The sequence below is a fragment of the Streptomyces sp. NPDC059454 genome, from assembly GCF_042749965.1.
GTDB lineage: Bacteria > Actinomycetota > Actinomycetes > Streptomycetales > Streptomycetaceae > Streptomyces.
Genome location: NZ_JBHYVC010000079.1, coordinates 1 through 20522, shown reverse-complemented (window position 1 = coordinate 20522; position 20522 = coordinate 1). Strand labels below are relative to the sequence as shown.

Below are 20522 nucleotides of genomic sequence, written 5' to 3'. Positions count from 1 at the left end.
AGGAACGATGGCGGACAGCTTCGGACCGATGCGTGACGAGGATGCCGACGACGGCGTCGTCGGCATGGGCCCGGACGCGGACACTCCACGCAAGGAGCCGATCAGAGTCCTTGTGGTGGACGACCACGCGCTGTTCCGCCGCGGACTGGAGATCGTGCTCAAGGCCGAGGAGGACATCCAGGTCGTCGGCGAGGCGGGGGACGGCGCCGAGGCGGTGGAGAAGGCGGCCGACCTGCTGCCCGACATCATCCTGATGGATGTGCGGATGCCCAAGCGGGGCGGGATCGAGGCGTGCACCTCCATCAAGGAGGTCGCCCCCAGCGCGAAGATCATCATGTTGACGATCAGCGACGAGGAAGCCGATCTCTACGACGCCATCAAGGCGGGCGCGACCGGTTATCTCCTCAAGGAGATCTCCACGGACGAGGTGGCCACCGCCATTCGCGCGGTGGCCGACGGGCAGTCGCAGATCAGCCCGTCCATGGCGTCGAAACTGCTCACCGAGTTCAAGTCGATGATCCAGCGCACCGACGAGCGCAGGCTGGTGCCCGTGCCCCGGCTGACGGACCGTGAACTCGAAGTCCTCAAGCTCGTGGCCACGGGGATGAACAACCGCGACATCGCCAAGGAACTGTTCATCTCCGAGAACACCGTGAAGAACCACGTGCGCAACATCCTGGAGAAGCTCCAACTGCACTCCAGGATGGAGGCGGTGGTCTACGCGATGCGGGAGAAGATCCTCGAGATCCGGTGACGGCGCCCCGCGTCAGGCGGGAACCCGGGCGAGTTCCAGGGTGAGGGCCTCGCGCAGCTCCGGTGCGTCCACCCGCTCCACGCGCACGTCCGTGCAGTCCACCCAGCCCGCCGCCTCCACCAGGGCCTGGGCCACGGCGGGGACCGCCTTGCGGCCGTCCAGCGTGACCTGCTTGGCCACCAGCGTGCGGCCCTCACGGGCCGGGTCGACCCGGCCGACGAGCCGGCCGCCCGCGAGGACGGGCATCGCGAAGTAGCCGTGCACCCGCTTGGGCTTGGGCACGTAGGCCTCCAGGCGGTGGGTGAAGCCGAAGATCCGCTCCGTGCGCGCCCGCTCCCAGACCAGGGAGTCGAACGGGGACAGCAGCGTCGTACGGTGCCGGCCGCGCGGCGGTGTCGCCAGGGCCGCCGGATCGGCCCAGGCCGGCTTGGACCAGCCCTCCACCGTGACCGGAACCAGGCCCGAGCCGTCGATCACCGCGTCGACCTGCTCACCCTTGAGACGGTGGTAGTCGGCGATGTCCGCGCGGGTGCCCACGCCGAGGGACCGGCCGGCCAGGCGGACCAGACGGCGCAGGCACTCGGCGTCGTCCAGCTCGTCGTGCAGCAGCTCCGCGGGGATCGCCCGCTCGGCCAGGTCGTAGACCCGCTTCCAGCCGCGGCGCTCGACGCACACCACCTCGCCCTCCATCAGGGCGCGCTCGACGGCGATCTTGGTCCCGGACCAGTCCCACCACTCGCTGGTGCGCTTGGCGCCGCCCAGCTCCGTGGCCGTCAGGGGGCCCTCCGCGCGGAGCTGCTTGATCACCTGGTCGTAGGCGCCGTCGGGGAGCTCGTGGTTCCAGAGCGGGCGGGCGCGGTAGGCGCGGCGGCGGAAGGCGAAGTGGGGCCACTCCTCGACGGGGAGGATGCACGCGGCGTGCGACCAGTACTCGAACGCGCGCGGCGGCCGGTTCCCCTGTTTCCAGTACGCCTCCTCGACGGTCCGGCGCCCCACGGCGCCCAGACGGGCGTACGGGATGAGCTCGTGGGAGCGGGCGAGGACGGAGATGGTGTCGAGCTGCACCGCGCCCAGATGGCGGAGGACGCCCCGGACACCCGAGCGGCGGTCCGGGGCGCCGAGGAAGCCCTGGGCCCGCAGGGCGATGCGGCGGGCCTCGTCTGCCGTCAATTCGGTGGTCGGACGCGGAAGGGTCGTCATACGTCCGCACGATAGAGGGCGGCACTGACAACGGCGGAGGGCCCGGGGCTCATCCCCGCCCGGGAACGTAGGGCGCCGTGGAGGGAAGTCCCAGGTCGGACGGGAGCAGGGAGCCCACCCAGCAGTCCCGCAGCACTCCCTTGTTGCTGAGCGAGGAACGCAGGACGCCCTCGATGGTGAAGCCCGCGCGCTCCGCCACCGCGCGGGAGGCGACGTTGCCCACCTCCGCGCGCCACTCCATGCGGTCGACCGACATCCGGGTGAAGGCCCAGCGGGAGGCGGCGAGGGCGGCCTCGGTGATGTAGCCGTTGCCGCGGTGCTCCTTCGCGCCCCAGAAGCCGATCTCGCCCGTCCCGAGGGAGCGCATGGTGATGCCGAGCATGCCCGTGAGTTCCCCGGTGGGCAGGAAGACGCCGAAGGTGAACATCGAACCGTCGGCCCAGCCGTCGGGCGCGATCTGCTCCGTGAAACCCCGCGCGTGCTCGGGCAGGTACGGGGAGGGGATCGTGGTCCAGCGCTGGATGTCCGGGTCCTGGCAGATCGCGTACACGGCGTCGGTCTCCTGCGGGCCCACCGTGCGCAGCAGGAGGCGGTCGGTGGTGAGCGTGACGGGTTCCATCGGCCGATTCTGCTCACGCGGGGGTGAACGGCGCCATCCCTTTCGCGGTGCGTGAGGCGACGATCACCCTTCGCGCAATTCGCCGGCGCGGGGCGGCACCATCGGAGGGGCCCGGACGTTGTCCTTTTGAGGCAGCCGTGAAACGGATAGGAAGCAGCCGACGGTCACCCCCACGACAGGCCTCCCGGCGTGGCGGGGTCCTCGCATACGATGGCCGTTGCTCAGTAAGTGAAACGGAAACCGACCGTCCCAGGCCCGACCGGCAAGGAGACCAACCCCCGTGTCCGTCCTCTCGAAGATCATGCGTGCAGGCGAAGGCAAGATCCTGCGCAAGCTGCACCGCATCGCGGACCAGGTCAACTCCATCGAAGAGGACTTCGAAGGCCTCTCCGACGCCGAGCTGCGGGCCCTCACCGATGAGTACAAGCAGCGGTACGCCGACGGTGAGAGCCTGGACGACCTGCTCCCCGAGGCGTACGCCACCGTCCGCGAGGCCGCCAAGCGCGTCCTGGGCCAGCGGCACTACGACGTTCAGATGATGGGCGGCGCCGCCCTGCACATGGGCTACGTGGCCGAGATGAAGACCGGTGAGGGCAAGACCCTCGTCGGCACCCTGCCCGCGTATCTGAACGCCCTGTCCGGTGAGGGCGTCCACATCATCACGGTCAACGACTACCTGGCCGAGCGCGACTCCGAGATGATGGGCCGCGTCCACCGCTTCCTCGGCCTGAGCGTCGGCTGCATCCTCGCCAACATGACGCCGGCCCAGCGCCGCGAGCAGTACGCCTGCGACATCACCTACGGCACGAACAACGAGTTCGGCTTCGACTACCTGCGCGACAACATGGCGTGGTCCAAGGACGAGCTCGTCCAGCGCGGCCACAACTTCGCCATCGTCGACGAGGTTGACTCGATCCTCATCGACGAGGCCCGTACGCCGCTGATCATCTCCGGCCCGGCCGACCAGGCCACCAAGTGGTACGGCGACTTCGCCAAGCTGGTCAAGCGCCTCAAGCGCGGCGAGCCCGGCCAGCCGCTCAAGGGCATCGAGGAGACCGGCGACTACGAGGTCGACGAGAAGAAGCGCACGGTCGCCATCCACGAGTCCGGTGTCGCCAAGGTCGAGGACTGGCTCGGCATCGACAACCTGTACGAGTCGGTGAACACCCCGCTCGTGGGCTACCTGAACAACGCCATCAAGGCCAAGGAGCTCTTCAAGAAGGACAAGGACTACGTCATCATCGATGACGAAGTCATGATCGTCGACGAGCACACCGGCCGTATCCTCGCCGGCCGCCGCTACAACGAGGGCATGCACCAGGCCATCGAGGCGAAGGAAGCGGTGCCGATCAAGGACGAGAACCAGACGCTCGCCACGATCACGCTGCAGAACTTCTTCCGCCTCTACAAGCGCCACGACCACGACGGCAAGGAGCAGCCGGGCCTGTCCGGCATGACCGGTACGGCGATGACCGAGGCCGCCGAGTTCCACCAGATCTACAAGCTCGGTGTGGTGCCCATCCCGACCAACCGGCCGATGGTCCGCAAGGACCAGTCGGACCTGATCTACCGTACCGAGGTCGCCAAGTTCGAGGCGGTCGTCGACGACATCGAGGAGAAGCACCGCAAGGGTCAGCCGATCCTCGTCGGCACGACCTCGGTGGAGAAGTCCGAGTACCTCTCGCAGCAGCTCAGCAAGCGCGGCATCCAGCACGAGGTGCTGAACGCCAAGCAACACGAGCGGGAGGCGTCGATCGTCGCCCAGGCCGGCCGCAAGGGCAGCGTCACCGTGGCCACCAACATGGCCGGCCGCGGTACGGACATCAAGCTCGGCGGCAACCCCGAGGACCTCGCGGAGGCGGAGCTGCGTCAGCGCGGACTCGACCCCGAGGAGCACATCGAGGAGTGGGCGCACGCCCTGCCCGAGGCCCTCAAGCGGGCCGAGGCGGCGGTCAAGGCCGAGAAGGAAGAGGTCGAGAAGAGCGGCGGCCTGTACGTCCTCGGCACCGAGCGGCACGAGTCGCGGCGCATCGACAACCAGCTGCGCGGCCGTTCCGGCCGTCAGGGCGACCCGGGCGAGTCCCGCTTCTACCTCTCGCTCGGTGACGACCTGATGAGGCTGTTCAAGGCGCAGATGGTCGAGCGCGTGATGTCCATGGCGAACGTGCCGGACGACGTGCCGATCGAGAACAAGATGGTCACGCGCGCGATCGCGTCCGCGCAGTCGCAGGTGGAGACGCAGAACTTCGAGACGCGTAAGAACGTCCTGAAGTACGACGAGGTCCTCAACCGGCAGCGTGAGGTCATCTACGGCGAGCGGCGCCGTGTCCTGGAGGGCGAGGACCTGCAGGAGCAGATCCAGCACTTCATGGACGACACGATCGACGCCTATGTCCAGGCGGAGACCGCCGAGGGCTTCCCCGAGGACTGGGACCTGGACCGGCTGTGGGGCGCGTTCAAGCAGCTGTACCCGGTGAGCGTCACCATCGAGGAGCTGGAGGAGGAGGCTGGCGACCGCGCCGGGCTGACGGCCGAGTTCATCTCCGAGTCCATCAAGGACGACATCCGCGCGCAGTACGAGTCCCGTGAGGCGCAGCTCGGTTCCGAGATCATGCGTGAACTGGAGCGCCGGGTCGTGCTGTCGGTCCTGGACCGCAAGTGGCGCGAGCACCTCTACGAGATGGACTACCTCCAGGAGGGCATCGGCCTGCGCGCGATGGCGCAGAAGGACCCGCTGGTCGAGTACCAGCGCGAGGGCTTCGACATGTTCACCGCGATGATGGACGGCATCAAGGAGGAGTCCGTCGGCTACCTGTTCAACCTGGAGGTCCAGGTCGAGCAGCAGGTCGAGGAGGTCCCGGTCGAGGACGTCAAGCCGGTGGCCGACCTGGAGAAGCGGGACGCGGTGCCCGCGCAGGCGAGTCCGCGCCCGGAGATCCGCGCCAAGGGGCTCGACGCCCCGCAGCGGCGGAACCTGCACTTCTCCGCGCCGACGGTGGACGGCGAGGGCGGTACCGTCGAGGGCGACTTCGCCACCGACGACGAGCCGGTGCGCTCCGAGGCGGACGGCCTCACGCGCGCGGAGCGCCGCAAGCAGGCGCGGGGCGGTCGTCGCCGCAAGAAGTGAGCGGTGGTGAGCGGGCCGAGGGCCGGGTACCCCAGGGTGCCCGGCCCTCGGGCTTCGCGCGTGTGCTCAGTGGGTGGCCGCGCGGTGTGCCCGCGGGCCGCCCAGCTCCACGGCGGTGCAGCGCCAGCGCAGGTCCCGGCCCTGTTCCAGCCGGAAGGCCATGGCGCGCAGCCTGTCCCCGGCCCCGATCCGGGCGAACACCTCGAGGGCGCCCTCACGGGGCTCGAACCAGCCGATGTCGCGTACGACGGGGCGGACGCCCCGGGTACGCAGCGGTCCGTGCTCGGCGAGCCGTACCAACTCGTCGTAGGCCTGTCCGGCGGTGTGCCGCAGCATCGCGTGCACGGGACGCTGCCCGCTGAGGACGGCGAGCAGCAACTCGGCGAAGCGGTCGGTGGGCCCCGGCCGGAGGACGACGGGATGGTGGGGCGGCCGGTCGGTGACGCGCGGGCGGGTGCCGGCCGTCGGCGCCTCCCGGGTACCCCGTGCAGACGGCGCCGGCGCAACGGCCCGCCGGCCCGCGCGGGCCGGCGGACGGTTGTCGGCGGGCCGGGCCGGAAGAGCCGCGGCGGCCGGCCGGCGTCCGCCGGGAGAGGGAGCGGAGGCGGCCCTGCCGGTGGGGATACGGGGTGGGGTGGTGCCCGTGGGGGACGGCAGGCCCCTGTCGGGGGACGAGGCGCGTGCGGTGCTTTCCACGGGCAGGTGCGGCGCGGTGGTGGCCGGGTGGCCCTGGCCGGTGTGAGCGGCGGGTGCGGGCCCATCCGGGGCCGTGCGGGGCGCGGTGGGGCCGGTGGGCGACGGGGCTTCGTCGGGGGAAGCGGTGGACGCGGTGGATGCGGGCCGGCCCGCGGGAGTGCGGGGCGGTGCGGTGGCCGCGGGGCGGCGGGAGTCCCGGCGGGCGGGAGGACGGTGGGCGGGGCGGTGCTGGGCTCTGGTCATGACCTTGTGCATGGGGACCCCGTTCGACGGGCCCGGGCGGCCGGGGAGCCGTACCGGGCGGTAACTTCATGGCTGGGGACCTTGTACGGGGACATGCGGTGCGGCTGCAAGGAGGCCGAGGGCGGGTCGGAAGGGCCGGGAAAATCACCTATCAGAGTGGTTCGAGCGTTCTCGATCCCATGCTCACGCGGGCGTGCCGGGTGAATTGCGGGACGGAGGTGGACGTGCCCGAGGGTGTGGGCGGGGACCCGATGGGGGACGCCCGCACGTATTCTGAAGGCCCCCTCACAGCCCCGATCACACGAAAGCGGCCGACATGCGCGTCTACGTCCCCCTGACCCTTCCCGGGCTCGCCGAGGCGTACAGGACGGGCGCGCTGGGCGACGGGCCGTTCCTCGCGTACGCCGTGACGCCCGCGCTGCGCGAGTGGTACCTCTCCGACGACATCGAGGAGCTGGAGTACGCCGCGCTCAGCCGTGCCGCGCTGGCCTCCCTTCGGCTGCTGGCGGCGGACGCCGGTGCGCCGCGGCGCCGGGTCGTGGTCGCCGTGGACGTGTCCGACGACGCCGCCTCGACCGACCCCGACCGGGGCCTCGATCCGGCCGCCCTCGGCGAGGTGCGGGTCGCCGGCGCCGTACGGCTGGCCGAGGCGGCCGCGGTGCACGTGGACGCGGCGGACGCGGAGGCGGACGTGACGGCCGCCGCCGACGCGCTGCCCGCGGCGGACGGCGGGGACGACGACGCGCGGTTCACGGTGGACGGGGCGGAGGACCACGAGCTGCTCTGGTACGCCACCCAGGAGATCCCCCTCCTGATCGGCTGACCCGCGGGTCTCCTCGATGTCGGTGCGGGCGGGTACGTTTTCGGGCATGGGGACGTACAAGGACGCGCACATCGTCTGGGACTGGAACGGCACGCTGTTCCACGATGTGGACGCGGTCATCGGGGCGACGAACGCGGCCTTCGCCGAGCTGGGCCTGGAGCCGCTCACGCTGGAGCGGTACCGGGAGCTGTACTGCGTGCCGGTGCCCAAGTTCTACGAGCGGCTGATGGGGCGGCTGCCCAGCGCGGCCGAGTGGGAGCTGATGGACTCGGTCTTCCACCGCCACTACACGGAGCACCACGTGCGGTGCGGGCTCGCCGAGGGCGTGGTGGAGCTGCTGGCGGGGTGGGCGTCGGCGGGCCGCAGTCAGTCCATCCTCAGCCTGTACGGGCACGAGGACCTGGTCCCGCTGGTGAGGGGATTCGGGATCGAGGCGCACTTCCTGCGGGTCGACGGGCGGACCGGACCGTCCGGGGGGAGCAAGGCGGAGCACATGGTGCGCCACCTCAGCGCGCTGACCGGGGTCGACCCGGCGCGCACGGTGGTGATCGGCGACGCGGCCGACGACGCGCTGGCCGCCCTGCACGCGGGAGCCCGCGCCGTCCTGTACACCGGCGGCTCCCACGGCCGCGCCAGCCTGGAGGCGGTGGGCGTCCCGGTGGTGGACACCCTGGGGGAAGCCGTGGCGGAGGCGGAGCGCCTGGCGGCCGCCTGACGCCTGCGGCGCGTGGGCGAGTGCGGGTTCGTCGTGGTCGATCGCGCGGTTCCCCGCGCCCCCGGGTGCATAGTCCTGTCCGGCGCTGAAGGGGCGCTCCTTGTGCGGGGGCTGCGGAGCGTGGGCCGGCCGCACTGTGCAGAACGTCAAAGTTCATGGCCTGGTTTTGTACACATGCGGCTCATGACGGGGGGCCTGTAGGGAGCGATAGCCTTGGTGGCGTGATCAGCGCGATAGCTCGCGGGGACCTCGGCGTCCCTGCTGTGCGCCCGGGCGGCACGGACGACATCCGTGCCCGGGTGGCGGTCGCTGGTCTTCGCGGGCGGCACGGGGCCAAGAGGGCACCCGGGACGCGACGCGCCTCGCGGGAACAGGCGTCGCGGAGAGCGACGTCACACCCGTCGGGTGTGTCGGATTCGGCCGAGAAGCCCCCGCTCCTCCCACCTCACGGCATAGCGTCGGCACAGACCGGACACCCCGTGTCGTACCACCACCCCGTGAGGTCGGAGACCGTACTTCCTTCTACGTCACGCAACGGCGCGCGACAGGAGCCAGAGGACCATGCAGACCAAGCTGGACGAAGCCAAGGCCGAGCTGCTCGAGAGGGCGGCCCGGGTAGCTGAGAACAGCCCGGCCGGGGGGAAACTGCCGACCGGGACGACGGACAAGGGCATGCCCGACCGGGACACCGTGCTCGAGTTCCTCCAGCGCTACTACCTGCACACCGCCCCGGAGGACCTGACCGACCGCGACCCGGTCGACGTCTTCGGAGCCGCCTACGCGCACTACCGTCTCGCCGAGAGCCGCCCCCAGGGCACGGCCAACGTCCGCGTCCACACCCCGACCGTCGAGGAGAACGGCTGGACCTGCAGCCACTCCGTCGTCGAGGTGGTCACGGACGACATGCCGTTCCTGGTCGACTCCGTCACCAACGAGCTGACCCGCCAGGGCCGCGGCATCCACGTCGTCATCCACCCGCAGTTCGTGGCCCGCCGGGACGTCACCGGCAAGCTGATCGAGGTGCTCACCACCTCGCCCGGCGGCGACCTCCCGCACGACGCCCGCGACCTGCCGCACGACGCGCACGTCGAGTCCTGGATCCACGTGGAGATCGACCGCGAGACCGACCGCGGCGACCTCAAGCAGATCACCGCCGATCTGCTGCGGGTCCTCTCCGACGTCCGCGAGGCCGTCGAGGACTGGGGCAAGATGCGCCAGACCGCGACCGCGCTGGCCGAAGGGCTGCCCGAGGAGCCCGTCCCCGCCGACCTGCCCGTGCCGCAGGTCGAGGAGGCCCGCGAACTGCTGCGCTGGCTCGCCGACGACCACTTCACCTTCCTCGGCTACCGCGAGTACGAGCTGCGCCGGGACGACTCGCTGGCCGCTGTCCCCGGCACCGGCCTCGGCATCCTGCGCTCCGACCCGCACCACGCCTCCGACGAGGACCACCCGGTCAGCCCGTCCTTCGAGCGGCTGCCCGCCGACGCCCGGGCCAAGGCGCGCGAGCACAAGCTGCTGGTGCTGACCAAGGCGAACAGCCGGGCCACCGTGCACCGGCCGTCGTACCTGGACTACATCGGCGTCAAGAAGTTCGACGCGGACGGCAACGTCGTCGGCGAGCGGCGCTTCCTCGGACTGTTCTCGTCCGCCGCCTACACCGAGTCCGTGCGCCGGGTGCCGGTGATCCGCCGCAAGGTCGACGAGGTCCTGGAGCGCGCCGGCTTCTCGCCGCACAGCCACGACGGGCGTGACCTGCTCCAGATCCTGGAGACCTACCCGCGCGACGAGCTGTTCCAGACCCCGGCCGGCGAGCTCCAGTCCATCGTGACCTCGGTGCTCTACCTCCAGGAGCGCCGTCGGCTGCGGCTCTACCTGCGCCAGGACGAGTACGGGCGCTACTACTCCGCCCTCGTCTACCTGCCGCGCGACCGCTACACCACCGGTGTCCGGCTGCGGATCATCGACATCCTCAAGGAGGAGCTCGGCGGCATCAGCGTCGACTTCACCGCCTGGAACACCGAGTCGGTCCTCTCCCGGCTGCACTTCGTGGTCCGCGTCCCGCAGGGCACCGAGCTGTCCGAGCTGTCCGACGCCGACAAGGAGCGCATCGAGGCCCGGCTCGTCGAGGCCGCCCGCTCCTGGGCCGACGGCTTCGCCGAGGCGCTGAACGCCGAGTTCGGCGAGGAACGCGCCGCCGAGCTGCTGCGCCGCTACTCCGGCGCCTTCGCCGAGGGCTACAAGGCCGACCACTCCCCGCGCAGCGCCGTCGCCGACCTGGTGCGCCTGGAGGAGCTCGGCGAGGAGCGGGACTTCGCGCTCAGCCTGTACGCACCGGTGGGCGCGGCCGAGGAGGAGCGCCGCTTCAAGATCTACCGCAAGGGGGAGGCCGTCTCCCTGTCCGCGGTGCTGCCGGTGCTCCAGCGGCTGGGCGTCGAGGTCGTCGACGAGCGGCCGTACGAGCTGCGGTGCGCGGACCGCAGCGTGGCCTGGATCTACGACTTCGGCCTGCGGATGCCCAAGGGCGCGGGCGCCGACCACCTCGGCGACGACGCCCGTGAGCGGTTCCAGGACGCCTTCGAGGCGACCTGGACCGGCAAGGCGGAGAACGACGGCTTCAACGCCCTCGTGCTCAGCGCCGGACTGAGCTGGCGGCAGGCCGTGGTGCTGCGGGCGTACGCCAAGTACCTGCGCCAGGCGGGCTCCACCTTCAGCCAGGACTACATGGAGGACACCCTCCGCCACAACGTCCACACCACCCGGCTGCTCGTCTCCCTGTTCGAGGCGCGGATGTCGCCGGACCGGCAGCGCGCCGGGTACGAACTGGTGGACGCGCTGCTGGAGGAGGTCGACGCCGCCCTCGACCAGGTCGCCTCACTCGACGAGGACCGCATCCTGCGCTCCTTCCTCACGGTCATCAAGGCGACGCTGCGCACCAACTTCTTCCAGGAGGCGAGCGGCGGCGTGCCGCACGACTACGTCTCCATGAAGTTCGACCCGCAGGCCATCCCGGACCTCCCGGCGCCGCGCCCGGCGTTCGAGATCTGGGTGTACTCGCCGCGCGTCGAGGGCGTGCACCTGCGCTTCGGCAAGGTCGCGCGCGGCGGTCTGCGCTGGTCGGACCGCCGGGAGGACTTCCGCACCGAGATCCTCGGCCTGGTCAAGGCGCAGATGGTGAAGAACACCGTCATCGTGCCGGTGGGCGCCAAGGGCGGTTTCGTCGCCAAGCAGCTGCCCGACCCGGGCGTGGACCGCGACGCCTGGATGGCCGAGGGCATCGCCAGCTACAAGACGTTCATCTCGGCGCTGCTCGACATCACCGACAACATGGTGGCCGGCGAGGTCGTGCACCCGGCGGACGTCGTCCGGCACGACGAGGACGACACGTACCTCGTCGTCGCGGCCGACAAGGGCACCGCGACCTTCTCGGACATCGCCAACGGGGTCGCCGAGTCGTACAACTTCTGGCTCGGTGACGCCTTCGCCTCCGGCGGCTCCGCCGGGTACGACCACAAGGGCATGGGCATCACCGCCCGCGGCGCCTGGGAGTCCGTGAAGCGGCACTTCCGGGAGCTGGGCGTGGACACCCAGACCCAGGACTTCACGGTCGTCGGCATCGGCGACATGTCCGGTGACGTGTTCGGCAACGGCATGCTGCTCAGCGAGCACATCCGCCTGGTCGCCGCCTTCGACCACCGGCACATCTTCATCGACCCGAACCCGGACGCGGCCGCCTCCTACGCCGAGCGCCGCCGTCTGTTCGAGCTGCCGCGCAGCTCCTGGGCCGACTACGACACCGGGCTGCTGTCGGCCGGCGGCGGGATCTTCCCGCGCAGCGCCAAGTCCATCCCGGTCAACTCGCAGATCCGCGAGGCCCTCGGCATCGAGCCGGGCGTCACCAAGATGACCCCGGCCGACCTGATGAAGGCGATCCTCAGGGCGCCGGTGGACCTGCTGTGGAACGGCGGCATCGGCACGTACGTCAAGGCGTCCGCCGAGTCCAACGCCGACGTCGGCGACAAGGGCAACGACGCCATCCGCGTCGACGGCTGTGACCTGCGGGTCTCCGTCGTCGGTGAGGGCGGCAACCTGGGCATGACCCAGCTCGGCCGGATCGAGTTCGCCTCGCACGGCGGCCGGATCAACACCGACGCGATCGACAACAGCGCCGGTGTGGACACCTCCGACCACGAGGTGAACATCAAAATCCTGCTGAACGGTCTCGTCAGGGACGGCGACATGACCGTGAAGCAACGCAACAAGCTGCTCGCCGGGATGACCGACGAGGTCGGCCGGCTGGTGCTGCGCAACAACTACGCGCAGAACACCGCCATCGCCAACGCGCTGGCCCAGTCCAAGGACATGGTCCACGCCCAGCAGCGGTTCCTGAAGCACCTGGTGCGCGAGGGCCAGCTGGACCGGGCCCTGGAGTTCCTGCCCACCGACCGCCAGATCCGCGAGCGGCTCGCCTCCGGGCGGGGCCTGACCGGACCGGAGACGGCCGTCCTGCTGGCGTACACGAAGATCACGGTCGCCGAGGAGCTGCTGGACACCTCGCTGCCCGACGACCCGTATCTGAAGGTGCTGCTGCACGCGTACTTCCCGACGGAGCTGCGCGAGCAGTTCCTCGACCGGATCGACACCCACCCGCTGCGCCGCGAGATCACCACGACGGTGCTGGTCAACGACACGGTCAACACGGGCGGTACGACGTATCTGCACCGGCTGCGCGAGGAGACCGGCGCGTCGCTGGAGGAGATCGTCCGGGCGCAGACCGCGGCCCGCGCGATCTTCCGCTCCTCGGTGGTGTGGGACGGGGTCGAGGCGCTCGACACCACGGTCGACGCGGAGGTCCAGACCCGCATCCGGCTGCACCAGCGCCGGCTGGTGGAGCGCGGTACGCGGTGGCTGCTCAACAACCGGCGGCAGCCGCTGGAGCTCGAGGAGACGGTGTCGTTCTTCGCCGAGCGGGTCGAGCAGGTCTGGTCGCAGTTGCCGAAGCTGCTGCGCGGCGCGGACCTGGACTGGTACCAGCGGATCTACGACGAGCTGAGCGGTGCCGGTGTCCCGGACGAGCTGGCCACCCGGGTCGCCGGGTTCTCCTCCGCCTTCCCGACGCTCGACATCGTGTCGGTCGCCGACCGGACGGGCAAGGAGCCGCTGGACGTCGCCGAGGTGTACTACGACCTCGGCGACCGGCTGCGCATCACCCAGCTGATGGACCGCATCATCGAGCTGCCGCGCGCCGACCGCTGGCAGTCCATGGCCCGCGCGGCGATCCGCGAGGACCTGTACGCGGCGCACGCGGCGGTGGCCGCGGACGTGCTGGCGGAGGGCAACGGCTCGTCGACGCCGCAGCAGCGCTTCAAGCTGTGGGAGCAGAAGAACGCGGCGCTGCTGGGCCGGGCCCGTGCCACGCTGGAGGAGATCCACGGCTCCGACACGTTCGATCTCGCCAACCTGTCGGTGGCGATGCGGACGATGCGGACGCTGCTGCGGTCGCACTCGTAGGCAGGTGCGCGAGGGGGCGTCCCGGGCCGTCGGGCCCGGGGCGCCCTTACGCCGTTGTGGTGCCTTGGGCGGGCATCGGCGGGGATCCGGTGCGGGATCACCGTTCCGGGCAATGGCTCCTGTGTGACTGTCCGATCCTCATCGTCCGCCGCGCCCGGAAGGACCGGTGCGCGCCGCGCCACGGACCGTCCGGCGTCCCTCGGCCACGCCGTGGCCGTGGCCGTCGCCGGACTCGTCCTCGCCCTGATGGTCCTGGTGGTCGTGCGGCTCCCCTGGGCCGGTGACCTGGGCATGCACGCGGCGACCGTGCAGCGGCTGCGGCACAGCCCGTTCGCCCCCGGCAACCCGCTGGTCGACGCGGACACGCCGAGCCCGTACTACTCGCCGTGGATGCTGCTGCTCGGCACCGTCGCCCGCGTACCGGGACTGTCGGTGTTCGTGGTCCTGCGGCTGGCCGCCGCTGCCGGACTGGCGCTGCTGGTGACGGGCGTATGGCGGTACGCGCGGACACTGAGCGCGCACCGGGCCGCGCCCGCGCTCGCCCTGCTGAGCCTGCTGCTGCTGTGGGGCACGACCCCGTTCCTGTGGAGCGGCTTCCCGGGACTCAACTCGCTCGCGCTGACGGTGTCGTATCCGAGCACGTTCACCCTCGGGCTCGCCTTCCACTTCTGGGCGTGGCTGACGGGGGCGCTGCGCCGGGGGGCCGGGTGGCCGGCGTGGCTCGGCCTGGGAACGCTCTGGGCGGTGATCCTGCTCTGTCACCAGTTCTCGGGGGTCGTGGCCACGGTGGGCGCCGCCGCCACCGTGCTCGCGGCGCGGACCGGACGCGCGGTGTGGCCGAGGCTCGGCGCCGGGCTGCTGGTGGGGGCGGTGGTGCTGTGGGCATGGCCGTACTACGACTTCTTCGCCCTGTTCGGCGCCGGGACCGGACTGGAGCGGGTGCACCGGGTGCTGTACGGGCATCCGGTCGCGCGGTTCGGGCTGGTCCTGCTCGGGGTGGCCGCGCTGGTCCCGCGCGCGCGGCGCGACCGGCGGGATCCGCTGGTGCTCTTCTTCGGGCTGGGCGCGCTGGTCGTCGCGGCGGGGTGGCTGAGCGGCCACTACTCCTGGGGGCGCGCCTTGCCGGCCGCGCTGATCCCGGCCCAGTTCGCGGCGGCGCTGGAGGCGGTCGGGGCGGGGCGCCGGCGGCTGCGCGCCGGCTGGACGGCCCTGCTGGCCGGGGCGCTGCTGCTCGGCGGGTGGACGCAGGTGGGGACGCTCGGGTACGTGGTGCCGCGCGGCGCCCTGCCGGCGGCGGTGGAGGACAGGCACCGGGTGCCGTGGACGGGGTACCACTGGATCACGCCGTGGGTGCGGTACGGGGACGTGGTCATGGCCGAGGGGCGCGCGGCGCGTCAGGTACCGGCGTACGGCTTTTACACGGTCGCTCCGGGCTATCCCGATTTCTTCCTTCCGGACGAGGAACGACGGGTGGCGGCGACGGGGGTGTACTTCGCGGAGGGGACGTCGTCGTCCGTGCGGCGGGGGATCGAGCGGGAGTACGGGGTGCGGTGGGTGGTGGACGGGGGTGGTGTCCTGGACGGCGCCGGGCTGCGGGTGGTGGCGCGGGGGCCAAAGGGGCAGGTGCTCTATGCGGTGCCCTGAGCGGTGAGGGTGGTGCCGGTCCGGTGTGGTTCGCCCCCGCCGCCCCCTCCCGTTCCCGTCCCCGGAGGTTCCGCCCCCGGAACCCCGCTCCTCGGACGCCGGAGGGGCTGAGGACTCAGCCGCCGGAGGGGTTGAAGAGGCTCGCCGCCAAGCGGGCCGCCCGGCGCAGCCGGGGGCCGGCCAGGCGGTGGGCCGCCGGGCGCAGCACGCTCGCCGTGAGGCCGGTCGGTTGCCAGCGGAGCTGGAGGCGGCCCGGACCGTGGCCCTCGGGCTCGATCGTGACCCGATGGTGCGGGACGCGGGCGGTCAGGGGCGGAAAGGCCGGCGGCGCCAGCAGCACCCCCCGGTTGCTCCGCCCCCGGCAGGTCAGCCGGACCATCGGATGACGCACCCCGGCGAAGCCGCTCAGCGGGAGGCGTGCGGACGCCGGGTCGAGACGGACGCGGCCCTCGAAGACACCGGGGCGGGCCGGGGAGAGACGGAAGGGGACGGTCAGGCGCCGGCCGGGGGAGAGGAGCAGGCTCGCGCGCTGGGGGCCGACCGGGAGGCGCAGAGCCGGGTCGTACGTGCGGACGGTCAGGTCGACGGAGGCACCCGGGCCCCGGGTGATCTCCGTGATCTCGTGGCGGAACCGGATGACGGAGAACGGGCAGGTGTCCGGCTCCAGCTCGGTCAGGTCCAGTTCACGGCGGGCGTCCGCCGACTCGGGGACCTGCCCGCCCCAGTACGTACGGCCGTCCGGGCCCGTGGTCAGCTCCCTGGGGGCGACATCGTGCCCCAGCCCCCGGGCGGCCCACCGGACCTCGGTCAGGCGCCGGTCGCGGATCAGCCGGAGCACCACCCGCTCGGCGCGGGGCAGCCGGGCGTACGCGCCCGGCGACAGGGTCTCCAGGTACGGGTTCACCAGCTCCGCGAAGGCCGCCAGCCACTCCTCGTCCCGGTAGGGCAGGTCGCCCGCGTACATCCGGAAGTCGTGCTTCAGGAACTTGTGGTCCTTGTCCTCGCGCAGCGCCTCGTGCCCGCTCTCCACCAGGAACGCGTCGATCAGCCGCTGCACGTGGATCCGGTCGCGGACGTTGGTGAGCAGATGCCGCTGGTTGGAGATGGACGCGGCGTCGGAGCCCGCGTACGGGGCGACGTACCAGAGGTACACCGGCTCGGGGATGATCGTGAACCGTTTCGCCAGGCAGTACGCCTGCGCCGAGAACAGCTGGTCCTCGTAGTGGATGCCCTCGGGGAAGCGCAGGTCGTGCCGGTCGAGGAAGGCGCGGGAGTACATCTTGCCGGTCGACAGGTGCTCGAAGAACAGGCGCGGGTCGGCCTCGATGCCGTCCAGGGTGCGGCGTTCGCGCACGAGGTGCGGCATCCACGTGGAGCGGCGCCCGGTGTCCACCCGGATCCGCCGCACCGCGCCCATCGCGAAGTCGAGGTCGCGTTCGCGGTGCGCGGCCAGCAGTGACGCGACCGACTCCTCGGGGAGCTCGTCGTCGCTGTCGAGGAACATCAGGTACGGCGCCCGCGCGATCTCCAGCGCACGGTTGCGCGGCGCGCTGCACCCGCCGCTGTTCTCCGGCAGCCGCAGACACCGGATACGGCGGTCGCGGGCCGCCAGGGCCCGCGCCACCCGGGGCGTGTCGTCCGTGGAGTGGTCGTCGCTGATGACGATCTCCAGGTTCCGGTGGGTCTGGCGGCGCACGGATTCCACCGCGCGGGGGAGCCGGCCGGCGTCGTTGTGCACGATCACCGTGACGGTGACGTCGGGGACCTGCGAGGTACTCATGACGCCTCCTCGGGTTTCGGCGCCGGGGTGCGTTCCCCGATCGGCAGCACCGGCGGCAGTGACGCCTCGTCCTGCCCGAGGAGGACCCGGCGTACGACGCGTTCGGCGGCGCGGCCGTCGTCGTACTCGCAGAACCGGTGCCGGAAGACGGCCCGGGCCTTCGCCGCGCCGTCGTCGCGCCAGGCGTCGGTGGTGAGGATCCCGGTCAGCTCCTCCTGGGTGCGGGCCACCGGGCCGGGCGCCTCGGCCATCAGGTCGAAGTAGACGCCGCGCGTGGTGCGGTACGTCTCCCAGTCGTCGGCGTGGACGACGATCGGACGGTCGAGGTTGGCGTAGTCGAACATGATCGACGAGTAGTCCGTGACCAGGGCGTCGGAGGCCAGGCACAGCTCCTCCACCGGGTCGTAGGACGAGACGTCCACGATGCGGCCGGAGCGGCGCAGTCCGGTCAGCGGGGAGGCGGGGGAGGCGGTGCCGTCGTAGAAGTAGTGGCCGCGCACCAGCAGCACGGTGTCCTCGCCGAGGCGGTCGGCGAGGGCGGCGAGGTCCAGGCGCGGCGTCCAGCCGGCCTCGTAGTCGCGGTGCGTGGGCGCGTACAGGACGGCCCGGCGGCCCGGCGCGATGCCGAGGCGTGCGCGGATCGCGCGGATGTCGTCGGCGCCGGCCGTGTAGTAGACGTCGTTGCGCGGATAGCCGTGGTCGAGCGAGACGAACCGGGACGGGTACGCCCTCTCCCACATGCGGGTGGTGTGGCTGTTGGCGGAGAGGCTGTAGTCCCACTTGTCCACGCGTTCCAGCAGCGCGTCGAAGTCCAGGCCCTGGGCGGCGGCCGGGAACGGCAGCTGGTCCACGCCCATGCGCTTGAGCGGGGTGCCGTGGTGGGTCTGCAGGTGGACCGCGTCGGGGCGTTTGACCACGGCGTTCGGGAAGTTGACGTTGTTGACGAGGTACTTGGCGGTGGCGAGCACCTCCCAGTAGCGGCGGGTGCCGGGGACGACGTGGTCGGTGCCGGGCGGGAGCAGGGCGGCGTTCTCGCCGGTCACCACCCACACCGGGTGGATGTGCGGGGCGAGTTCGGCGGCCTTGGCGGCGATCGCGGCCGGGTTGCAGGCGACGCCGCGGTTCCAGTAGGCGGCGAACACCGCGAGGTGGGGGTCGACGGGGCGGTGCAGGGCCCTGCGGTACTGCTGGTCGCGGACCTGTGCGCCGAGCCGGCGCCTTCCGGAGCGCACCGTGGACCGCACGGCGCGGCGGGCCCGGTTGGCGGCCTGGAAGGCGCGGTACCTGCCGTAGGCGCCCTCTTCGAGCAGGGAGCGGCGGATGCCCTCCAGGCCGGCGGGGCGCCGGTGACCCTCGGGGCGGCGGCGCAGAGCGGCGGTCGAGGCCCGGCGGAAGAACTCCCGGGCCACGTCCTCGGGCATGTCGCCGCGGGTGAAGGCGCGCAGGCAGTCGCGGACCATGATCTCGTAGAGCACGGTGTAGACGGCGGGGCGTTCGCGGGCGAGGTCGAGGAGGCTCTCGTAGCGGTCGACGAGCGCGTAGTGCTGGGCGGGGGTGACCGGCGGGAGGGCGGCGGACCGCAGCCGACGGTCCTCGTGGGCGATGTGCGGCAGGGCGGCGACCCGGTCGGCGAGCAGCAGGGCGGCGAGGGCCGCGTGCGGTTCGTCGTCGGTGGTGAGCTGTTCCTCGTGCGCCCGCCAGAAGCCGGCGCGCAGGACGCGGGTGCCGAGCAGCGGGGTCAGGCGCAGCAGGTAGGCGCTGTCGTCGAGGGCGAGGTCGGTGCGGCCCGCGCGGGCGAGCAGTGGGCCGTCCGGCGAGGGCGGGCCGGAGCCGCGCCAGGTGCTGCGCAGGTGGTCGAGGAGGAGGAGGTCGACGGTGCCGGGGAGCCCTGCGACCCGTTCGGCGACGGTGCGGGTGCTGCCGGGCGGCAGGCCGTCCTTGGCGCGGACGAAGTGCAGCCAGCGGCCGGCGGCCCGGGCCGCCCCCGCCGCCCGGGCCGTCGCGTCGGACGTGCCGTCGGGCAGGGGCAGCACCTGGACGTGCGGGGCGTGCCGCTCCGCGGTCTCGCGGGCCCAGTCGCCGACGGCGGCGACGACGACCTCGGTGTCCGGGAGGGGGCGGTCGGCGAGGGAGTCGAGCAGGCCGGTCAGGTGGTCCTGGGTGTTCGGCCCGTGGACGACGACGCTGAGCTCGGGCATCGCGGGGCTCCTTCGGCTGCTCGTCGCTCCGGACAGTCCTCTTCGGTCATATTGACATCAATACGACGAAGGGGCCGCGCGAGCGTGGTCCTCAGGAGGGCACCGGTACCGCCTTCGGCTTGCGGGCCTTGGCCGTACCTCCGGTGAACGCCTCGTACTCCTTGAGCACGTCCTCCGTCGGCCCGTCCATCAGCAGTTCGCCGCGCTCCAGCCAGAGCACGCGGTCGCAGGTGTCGCGGATCGACTTGTTGTTGTGGCTGACCAGGAACACCGTCCCGGCCCGCTCGCGCAGCTCCCGGATGCGGGCCTCGGAACGCTTCTGGAAGGAGCGGTCGCCGGTGGCCAGCGCCTCGTCGACGAGCAGGACGTCGTGGTCCTTGGCGGCGGCGATGGAGAAGCGCAGCCGGGCCGCCATGCCGGAGGAGTAGGTGCGCATCGGCAGGGTGATGAAGTCGCCCTTCTCGTTGATCCCGGAGAAGTCGACGATCTCGTCGTAGCGCTCCCGGATCTGCTCGCGGGACATGCCCATGGCGAGCCCGCCGAGGTGGACGTTGCGCTCGCCGGTCAGGTCGTTCATCAGGGCGGCGTTGACGCCGAGCAGGGAGGGCTGGCCGTCGGTGTAGATACGGCCGTTCTCCACCGGGAGCAGCCCGGCGACGGCCTTGAGCAGGGTCGACTTGCCCGAGCCGTTGGTGCCGATGAGCCCGATGGCCTCGCCCCGGTACGCCACGAAGGACACGTCCCTGACGGCGTGCACCGTGCGCACACCGGACGCCTTCTCGGTCTGCTTGCGGCGCAGCATGCGGTTGAGGGCGGCGGTGGCGGAGCCGCGTCCGGCGCCGGTGCCGTTGACGCGGTAGACGATGTCGACACGGTCGGCGACGACCGTGGGGATCTTCTTGTCGGTGGTGTCAGCCACGGCCGTACCTCTCCTCAGCCTTCCAGAAGTAGACGAAGCCGATCACGCCGGCCAGCAGTGCCCAGCCCAGCGCGAACGCCCACACGTGCGGGGGCAGGTACGAGGAGCCGTACTCGTCGATCAGCGCGAAGCGCACCAGGTCCATGTAGACCGCGGCCGGGTTCCACTGCAGCAGGTCGGCGAGCCAGGCGGGGACGTCCTTGCCCTCGAGCATCGCCGGGATGCTGAACATCACGCCGGACGCGTACATCCAGGTGCGCAGCACGAACGGCATCAGCTGGGCCAGGTCGGGCGTC

General features: G+C 71.7%; 13 protein-coding genes. 6 read left to right on the top strand and 7 right to left on the bottom strand.

The genetic code is table 11. From position 1 onward, the window contains the following. Positions 1 to 7 precede the first annotated feature (7 nt). Positions 8 to 754 carry a response regulator gene (locus ACFXAE_RS32825; RefSeq protein ID WP_384722227.1) on the top strand — a complete coding sequence of 249 codons (747 nt, stop codon included), beginning with the start codon at positions 8 to 10 and terminating at the stop codon, positions 752 to 754. Positions 755 to 766: 12 nt separating this feature from the next. Here ACFXAE_RS32825 and ACFXAE_RS32820 read toward each other — a convergent pair whose 3' ends face one another. Next, the gene (locus tag ACFXAE_RS32820; protein ID WP_384722224.1) at positions 767 to 1954 is read right to left on the bottom strand and encodes a winged helix-turn-helix domain-containing protein; all 1188 of its coding nucleotides are present in this window, start codon (positions 1952 to 1954) and stop codon (positions 767 to 769) included. A 49-nt stretch (positions 1955 to 2003) separates the two neighbouring features. Further along, a complete protein-coding gene (locus ACFXAE_RS32815; protein WP_384722221.1) occupies positions 2004 to 2573 on the bottom strand; it encodes a GNAT family N-acetyltransferase in 570 nt (189 codons plus the stop codon). Positions 2574 to 2853: 280 nt separating this feature from the next. On the opposite strand from ACFXAE_RS32815, the gene secA reads away from it, so the two are divergent. After that, positions 2854 to 5700: a preprotein translocase subunit SecA gene (secA, locus tag ACFXAE_RS32810; protein ID WP_384722218.1), complete on the top strand. Its 2847-nt coding sequence runs from the start codon at positions 2854 to 2856 to the stop codon at positions 5698 to 5700. Between the two features lie 66 nt (positions 5701 to 5766). On the opposite strand, the gene ACFXAE_RS32805 is transcribed toward secA, so the two are convergent. Next, positions 5767 to 6639, bottom strand: coding sequence for an Rv3235 family protein (locus ACFXAE_RS32805; protein ID WP_384722215.1), 873 nt, complete (start codon positions 6637 to 6639; stop codon positions 5767 to 5769). A gap of 316 nt (positions 6640 to 6955) precedes the next feature. Between ACFXAE_RS32805 and ACFXAE_RS32800 the strand changes: the two genes are divergently transcribed. From ACFXAE_RS32800 to ACFXAE_RS32785, 4 genes are all read left to right on the top strand, one after another. Next, entirely contained in the window at positions 6956 to 7462 is a 507-nt protein-coding gene (locus ACFXAE_RS32800) for a DUF6912 family protein (RefSeq protein ID WP_384722212.1), read from the top strand. Positions 7463 to 7508: 46 nt separating this feature from the next. Continuing rightward, complete coding sequence (locus tag ACFXAE_RS32795; protein WP_384722209.1) at positions 7509 to 8177, top strand: HAD family hydrolase; 669 nt, start codon at positions 7509 to 7511, stop codon at positions 8175 to 8177. A 561-nt stretch (positions 8178 to 8738) separates the two neighbouring features. After that, positions 8739 to 13685 carry an NAD-glutamate dehydrogenase gene (locus ACFXAE_RS32790; RefSeq protein WP_384722206.1) on the top strand — a complete coding sequence of 1649 codons (4947 nt, stop codon included), beginning with the start codon at positions 8739 to 8741 and terminating at the stop codon, positions 13683 to 13685. A 123-nt stretch (positions 13686 to 13808) separates the two neighbouring features. Further along, positions 13809 to 15329, top strand: coding sequence for a hypothetical protein (locus ACFXAE_RS32785; protein ID WP_384722203.1), 1521 nt, complete (start codon positions 13809 to 13811; stop codon positions 15327 to 15329). Between the two features lie 115 nt (positions 15330 to 15444). On the opposite strand, the gene ACFXAE_RS32780 is transcribed toward ACFXAE_RS32785, so the two are convergent. The 4 genes from ACFXAE_RS32780 to ACFXAE_RS32765 form a co-directional block, all read right to left on the bottom strand. After that, positions 15445 to 17109 carry a glycosyltransferase family 2 protein gene (locus tag ACFXAE_RS32780; protein ID WP_384722200.1) on the bottom strand — a complete coding sequence of 555 codons (1665 nt, stop codon included), beginning with the start codon at positions 17107 to 17109 and terminating at the stop codon, positions 15445 to 15447. Next, the gene (locus ACFXAE_RS32775; protein ID WP_384722197.1) at positions 17106 to 19307 is read right to left on the bottom strand and encodes a CDP-glycerol glycerophosphotransferase family protein; all 2202 of its coding nucleotides are present in this window, start codon (positions 19305 to 19307) and stop codon (positions 17106 to 17108) included. The genes ACFXAE_RS32780 and ACFXAE_RS32775 overlap by 4 nt, the downstream gene beginning before the upstream one ends. 91 nt (positions 19308 to 19398) lie before the next feature. Further along, positions 19399 to 20226, bottom strand: coding sequence for an ABC transporter ATP-binding protein (locus ACFXAE_RS32770; RefSeq protein WP_384722194.1), 828 nt, complete (start codon positions 20224 to 20226; stop codon positions 19399 to 19401). Further along, on the bottom strand, positions 20219 to 20522 hold a 304-nt coding region (locus ACFXAE_RS32765; RefSeq protein WP_384722191.1), incomplete at its 5' end, for an ABC transporter permease. The genes ACFXAE_RS32770 and ACFXAE_RS32765, both read right to left, overlap by 8 nt.